The organism is Blastopirellula sediminis (assembly GCF_020966755.1).
Lineage (GTDB): Bacteria > Planctomycetota > Planctomycetia > Pirellulales > Pirellulaceae > Blastopirellula > Blastopirellula sediminis.
Window position 1 is genome coordinate 3470731 of the sequence record NZ_JAJKFT010000010.1, and the last position, 6684, is coordinate 3477414.

Below are 6684 nucleotides of genomic sequence, written 5' to 3' on the forward strand. Positions count from 1 at the left end.
TGGGGAGTTTTGTCGTTCTGACGACGCTGACTCAGCCCATTCGCAAAACTGCTTAATTCGCAGGGAGACCTTTTCGGCGAAACGCCCGCGTCGCTGAAAACGCGGGGATCTACAGACGAAGCGAATGTGATAGGATAGAGCCGCTTCAGATATTATTTTTCGCTGCTCTGCTGCGGCGACATGCGACAGCCGATCAAGTAAAGGCCGCGGAATCTTCCCGGCCGACGACCAGCGAGCCCTTTCGTAGAGTGCTGACTTTTCCGTTCTCTTTCGTCGGACATCGATACATGACCTCTTCGTTGCGGATGTTTCTCGGATCGGTTTTGCTGATTTCGATGCTGGGCTGCATGCCGCAGGAGTCGGCGGAAATGCCGCAGAAAGAGACGTATCCTTCCGACCCTCCGACCGTCGCACGCTTGGGAAAACTGGGGGCGAAAATCGCGCGTTCGTCGGCCGGAGAACCGATTGGCATGGACTTGAGCCGCGTGATTGCGACCGACGTCGATTTCCGCGGTCTGGGAGACGCGGTCTCGCTCCGTAAATTAACGATGCAAGACGTCGGCATGACTGACGCATCAGCTACGGAACTTGCGAAGCTCAAAAAGCTGCAAACGTTGGATCTGCGCGGGGTATCGATCACCGGCGAAGCGCTCCAATCAATCGGGCAACTGACTGAACTGGAACGTCTCCTCTTTCGCGGACAGCCCATTCGTGACGCCGATCTCCAGCAGCTTGTGCCGCTAACCAAACTGAAGGTCTTGGGGCTGGATGAGACGGAAGCGTCAGCGGCTGGGCTCGAGCAACTGGCCGGCGCGTCGCAGTTGAAAGAGGTCTTTCTGTTCCGCACGCCGACCGGAGACGACGATCTCGCGGCTTTGACGAAGTTTCCCGCTTTGGCGAAGCTCCGTTTGCGCGGCAGCGAAGTGGCCGGCCAAGGGATGGCTCACTTGGCGAAGATCCCGACGTTGGTCGATCTCGACGTTAGCGAAACGGCGGTCGATGATGCTGGCGCTGCGGAAATCGCCAAGCTGTCGAACCTGAAAGATCTCAACCTCTGGAAGACCAAGATCACCGACGCGGCAATTCCAGAACTCGCCAAGTTGGAATCGATCGAGCGTTTGAATCTGGATGCCAACGAACTGACCGACGAGCATCTCGCCTTGCTGGCCGAACTGCCGAATTTAAAGTGGCTCCATCTCGGATCGACCGGTGCGACAGACGCCGGAATCTTGCCGTTGGCCAAGTCGAAGTCGCTAGAGACCCTGATCGTGACCCGGACGAAGGTGACCGACGAGGGAGCGGCCGCGTTCAGTGCGGCGGCGCCAAATATTGCGATTCAGCATATCTACATGGTTGAAGAATAGGCGCCGGCGGTTGCCCGCTTGTCCAATCGTCACGATTGCTACGACCGGTCTCTTCTTGCGTCCCCTTGCGCTCTACAGGCCCGCCTGGCGTCGATGTCGTAACCCCCGGCAGGCGTAGGATCTCCGCAAAATCGGCGAACCTGTTGCCCGGGAACGAATTGCGAATTTCGCATGCTATAGTTGCGTGATGTCGGAAAATTTCGGCAGTGACAATAGGTAAATATCGCTTATCGCAAAGAGTAGCTCGTCGTCCGCCCATGCCATCACTCGATACAATTTCTGAAAAATTGAGCGGCGCTGTCCGCGATGTGATGACGGTGAAGGTGCATACCGCTACGGTCGGCACCCACGTGAAAATCGTCGCTGGGCTGATGGCTCGCCACAACCTTCGTCGCATTATCGTCGTTGACGATAAGAAGCGGGTGATCGGAGTCGTGTCGCAACGCGACGTGGTCCGCTCGATGATGAAGCCGGAAGAAGCGGACGAATTGCCGCGTGAAATTCAACAACTCATCACGCGCGAACGGCCGGTTACCGTTTCGCCCGAAGTGCCGTTGGCCAAAGCGGCGCTGGTGCTCGCGACGAACAAGATCGGCTGCTTGCCGGTCGTCGGTCTGCGACAAGAGCTGCGCGGCGTGCTGAGCACTTCCGATTTGATTCAGCACCTGGCTGACGTGCAGGAAGGGGAAGTCGAAAACTCGTTCCGCATGTATTCGCCGATGACCGAAGCGAAGGTCAAGATCCCGGCTTACATTCGCAAAGTGAACGGCGACCTGGTGATTCCGATGAACAACATCAAGAATCGTAAGGCGCGACTCGACCGCGTGGTGCTGGGATACGATCCTCCCAGCAGTCGCATTCTAGTCAAGTTCGTCCGCGGCACCGTCGAAGACGCCATCGCGACCAAGATCGCCGACAACAACCTGGTCATTCCGGCCCACGGCTTTGTGCGGCACTTTGACCTCATCGGCAAGTCGTCGGCGTTTGACGTCGTCGATCACAACGACAGCAAGTTTCTGGTGCTGACGCCGCGGCAGTCAGGCGATAACGCTCCGCCCGCCGCCGGTTCGACGTAATCGCGTCCGCTACGCTTCGTCCGGATCGTAACCCAAGTTGGGCGCGAGCCAACGTTCCATCTCGGCCAGTGTGAATCCCTTGCGCTGGGCGTAGTCGGCGACCTGTTCACGCGTCATCCGATCGACGGCGAAATATCGCGAATTGGGATGCGCGAAGTAAAGCCCCGAAACGCTCGCGGCCGGCATCATCGCCATGCTCTCGGTCAGCTCGATGCCGGCGTTCTTTTCGGCCTCCAGCAAATCGAAGAGCAGACGCTTTTCGGTATGGTCAGGTTGAGCCGGATAGCCTGCGGCCGGACGAATGCCCCGATACTTCTCGGCGATCAACTCTTCCTTGGACAGGTTCTCGTCGGCGCCAAAGCCCCAGTCGTTGCGTGCCTTGGCGTGCAGCCATTCGGCGAACGCTTCGGCCAGACGATCCGCAAGCGCCTTCGTCATGATCGAGTTGTAGTCGTCATAGTCGGCGTCGAACTTCGAGGCCAATTCCTGGCAACCGATCCCAGTCGTCACGGCGAAACCGCCGAGATAGTCTTTTCGGCCTGAGTCGATCGGCGCGATGTAGTCGGCCAAGGCACGGAAGTCCTTTTGTCCTTGACGTTCCCACTGCTGACGCAAGGTATGCATCCGGCCGATCTCGGTCTGGCGGGTCTCGTCGCTGTAGAGGACGACGTCGTCCCCCTCGCTGTTGGCCGGCCAGAAGGCGTAAACGCCGTTGGCGGTGAACAGGTCTTCCGCGATGATCTTGTCGAGCAGCGCGTTGGCGTCATCGTACAGCTTCTTCGCTTCGGCGCCGACGAACTCATCATCGAAGATCTTCGGGAATTTTCCTTTCAGCTCCCAAGACATGAAGAACGGCGTCCAGTCGATGTACTCACGCAGTTCGGCAAGCGAGACCTTCGGCAACGTCCGAACTCCCAGGAAGCTCGGCGTCCGAATGTCGACCGCCAGCCAGTCGGTGGCGAACTTGTTGCGGCGAGCATGTTCCAGCGAAACGAGCTTCACCTCTTGCCGCTTCTTGTACGACGCGACCAGGTCTTCCTGCAATTGGCGGTTCTTCTCAAGGAACTCGGCTCGCAGGTCTTCGCTCAAAAGGCGATCGACGACCCCGACGCTACGTGAGGCGTCGAGAACATGAACCGTCGTGCCATGGTAAGCCGGAGCGATCTTCACCGCGGTATGCTTGGCGCTGGTCGTGGCGCCGCCGATCAAGAGCGGAATGTCGAAACCGCCGGCTTCCATCTCTTTGGCGACATGGACCATTTCGTCCAAGCTTGGCGTGATCAGACCCGAAAGGCCGATCGCATCGACGTTATGCTGTTTGGCGGCGGCCAAAATCTTATCGCACGAAACCATCACGCCGAGGTCGATCACCTCGTAGTTGTTGCAGCCCAAGACGACGCCAACGATGTTCTTGCCGATGTCATGGACGTCCCCCTTGACGGTCGCCATCAGGATTTTGCCGCGAGCAGCTTGCGCCGATTCGCCGGCGGCCGCTTTTTCTTCTTCCATGAACGGTAGCAAGTAGGCGACCGCTTTCTTCATCACGCGGGCGCTTTTGACCACCTGGGGAAGGAACATCTTGCCGGCGCCAAACAGGTCGCCGACGATGTTCATCCCGTCCATCAGCGGGCCTTCAATAATGTGGAGACACTTCTCATAGTGCGAGCGTGCTTCTTCGGTATCTTCGACGACGTACTTGTCGATCCCTTTGACCAGCGCGTGGGCCAATCGCTCTTGGACCGAGTTGTTGCGCCACGAGAGATCCTCGGTCGCGCCGGCGCCGCCTGCCTTGCGGTCTTTGACCGATTCGGCGTAATCGACCAACCGTTCGGTTGCGTCCGCGCGGCGATTGAAGAGGACGTCTTCGATCAAGTCGCGGAGTTCTGGCTCGACTTCGTCATACACCGCCAACTGGCCGGCGTTGACGATCCCCATGTCGAGGCCCGCTTTGATCGCGTGATACAGGAAGCAAGCGTGGATCGCTTCGCGGACGAAGTCGTTACCGCGGAACGAGAACGACACATTGCTGACGCCGCCGGAGATCATCGCGCCAGGGCAAACCTGTTTGATCTCTCGGCAAGCTTCGATGAAGTTCAACGCGTAATTGTTGTGCTCTTCGATACCGGTCGCGACCGTCAAAATGTTCGGGTCGAAGATGATGTCGCTCGGGTGGAAGCCGACTTTTTCGACGAGCAGGTCGTAGGCTCGTTTGCAGATCCGAACCTTGTCGTCTTTCTCGACTGCCTGGCCGGTTTCGTCGAACGCCATCACAACGACGGCGGCGCCATAGCTGCGAACCAGTCGCGCCTTGGCGAGGAAGTCTTCCTCTCCTTCCTTCAAGCTGATTGAATTGACGATCGGTTTACCTTGCACGCAGCGGAGGCCTGCTTCGATGACCGACCACTTCGAGCTGTCGATCATGATCGGCGCCTTGCAGATGTCAGGCTCGGCTGCGATCAGGTTCAGAAAGCGAGCCATCGCCGCTTCGCCGTCGAGTAACGCATCGTCCATGTTGATGTCGATGACGTTGGCGCCGTTGTTGACCTGTTCGAGCGCGACGGCGATCGCTTCTTCATACTGCTCTTCGCGAATCAAGCGGGCGAATTTCCGCGAACCGGTCACATTGGTTCGTTCGCCGATCATCGTGAAGTTGGAGGTCGGCAGAATCGTCAGCGATTCCTGCCCCGACAGACGCGTGTAGTCAGGCGGAGTCGCACGAACACGCGGCGGTTTGTGCTGAACCGCTTCGGCGATCGCTTTGATGTGGGCCGGCGAAGTGCCGCAGCAACCGCCGACGATGTTGATCCAGCCGTTGTCGGCGAAGGTCGCCAGCGTCGCGGCCATTTGTTCCGGCGTTTCGTCATACTCGCCGAATTCGTTCGGCAAGCCGGCGTTCGGGTGACAGCTGACGTACGACGGCGAAATGGTCGCTAGTTCCTGCACGTAGGGACGCATCTTGTCGGCGCCGAGCGCACAGTTGACGCCGATGCTCAGCAGCGGGAAGTGCGCGACGGAGTTCCAGAACGCTTCGACCGTCTGACCGCTAAGGGTGCGGCCGCTCTCGTCGGTGATCGTCACCGATCCCATGACCGGCAACTCGACGTTGTTGTCGCGGAAGTATTTTTCGATCGCGAAGAGGCACGCCTTCAGGTTGAGCGTATCGAACGACGTTTCGGGAAACAGGAGGTCGGCTCCGGCTTCGACCATCGCAGCGATCTGCACCAGGTACGAATCGACCAACTGCTGGAAGGTGATGTTGCGGTAGCCGGGATCTTCGACCTTGGGAGACATCGACGCGGTGCGGCTGGTCGGACCGATCGAACCGGCGACGAATCGCGGCTTGTTCGGGGTCCGCTCATTGAATTCGTCCGCTACCTTGCGGGCTAGCTTGACCGCAGCGACGTTCACGTCAGTCGCCAAGTGAGGCAGATCGAACTCTTCCATCGCCACCGGCGTCGCGCCGAAGGTATTGGTCTCGATGATATCAGCGCCAGCTTCCAGGAAGTCGCGATGAATCTGCTCGATAATCTGAGGGCGTGTCAGGCAGAGGATATCGGTGAAGTTCTTGAGGTCTTTGTGAAAACCTTGGAACTGCGTACCGCGCACCGCATCTTCGTCCAGCTTGTGCTTCTGGACCATGGTTCCCATCGCTCCGTCGAGGATGAGAATCCGTTTGTCGAGTTCCTGGTAGATGAGATGCTTGGTATCGTTCGGGGTCGCGATCGCCATGTTGGATATTTATGGGCCGCCGGCGGCTGCCGTACGGACTTGGTCAGAGCACTGCTGTCAACAAAGGAAGATTTGTAGCCCTCTAAGTATCCCAGATTGCCAATAAAGCCACAAGGTTCGTCCGAAAAGCGGTTTCCGCAAAACTTCGCCTAGTCGGCAAAGTCAATTTTTCTTATCTAACGCTCAAGATCTGCAGACTCGCTGCCCGATCCGAAGAGATGACGGACCAGAAATACGCCAAGACGGCGACGAGACTGTGAAAATAGGCAAGGAAGCCAAGACGATGACCAATACGACAACCCCCAAAACCACGGAGCCGACAGCCCAGCTTGTTCCGGCGCTCCCCCGGGTTTTGTTGCGTATGCCCGACTTGGCGGCTCCCCCGAAGCCGCCTGCCGCTCCGCTGGCCGTCGAACCCGACGTCGATCAAGAGCCGCTCATTGCAAACGCCCCCCCGGTCGATCCCCCGAAACAAAGCTTTCGAGTCGACGCCGCACACGCTCCGCGGGCTCCCC

4 protein-coding genes are annotated in these 6684 nt (G+C 58.5%); 3 read left to right on the forward strand and 1 reads right to left on the reverse strand.

Features of this window, described 5'->3' with window-relative positions:
• Positions 1-287: 287 nt before the first annotated feature.
• Both LOC68_RS25710 and LOC68_RS25715 read left to right on the forward strand, forming a co-directional pair.
• On the forward strand, positions 288-1364 hold the full coding sequence (locus LOC68_RS25710) for a leucine-rich repeat domain-containing protein (RefSeq protein ID WP_230224417.1): 1077 nt from the start codon (positions 288-290) through the stop codon (positions 1362-1364).
• A 287-nt stretch (positions 1365-1651) separates the two neighbouring features.
• Positions 1652-2440: a CBS domain-containing protein gene (locus LOC68_RS25715; protein ID WP_230224425.1), complete on the forward strand. Its 789-nt coding sequence runs from the start codon at positions 1652-1654 to the stop codon at positions 2438-2440.
• Positions 2441-2449: 9 nt separating this feature from the next.
• Here LOC68_RS25715 and metH read toward each other — a convergent pair whose 3' ends face one another.
• Positions 2450-6169, reverse strand: coding sequence for a methionine synthase (gene metH / locus LOC68_RS25720; RefSeq protein ID WP_230224427.1), 3720 nt, complete (start codon positions 6167-6169; stop codon positions 2450-2452).
• A 283-nt stretch (positions 6170-6452) separates the two neighbouring features.
• Here metH and LOC68_RS25725 point away from each other — a divergent pair.
• On the forward strand, positions 6453-6684 hold a 232-nt coding region (locus LOC68_RS25725), incomplete at its 3' end, for a hypothetical protein (RefSeq protein WP_230224429.1).

Coding starts and splice junctions, on each gene's coding strand:
- metH (WP_230224427.1), bottom strand. CDS start 6,169: ATGGCGATCGCGACCCCGAACGATACCAAGCATCTCATCTACCAGGAA.
- LOC68_RS25710 (WP_230224417.1), top strand. CDS start 288: ATGACCTCTTCGTTGCGGATGTTTCTCGGATCGGTTTTGCTGATTTCG.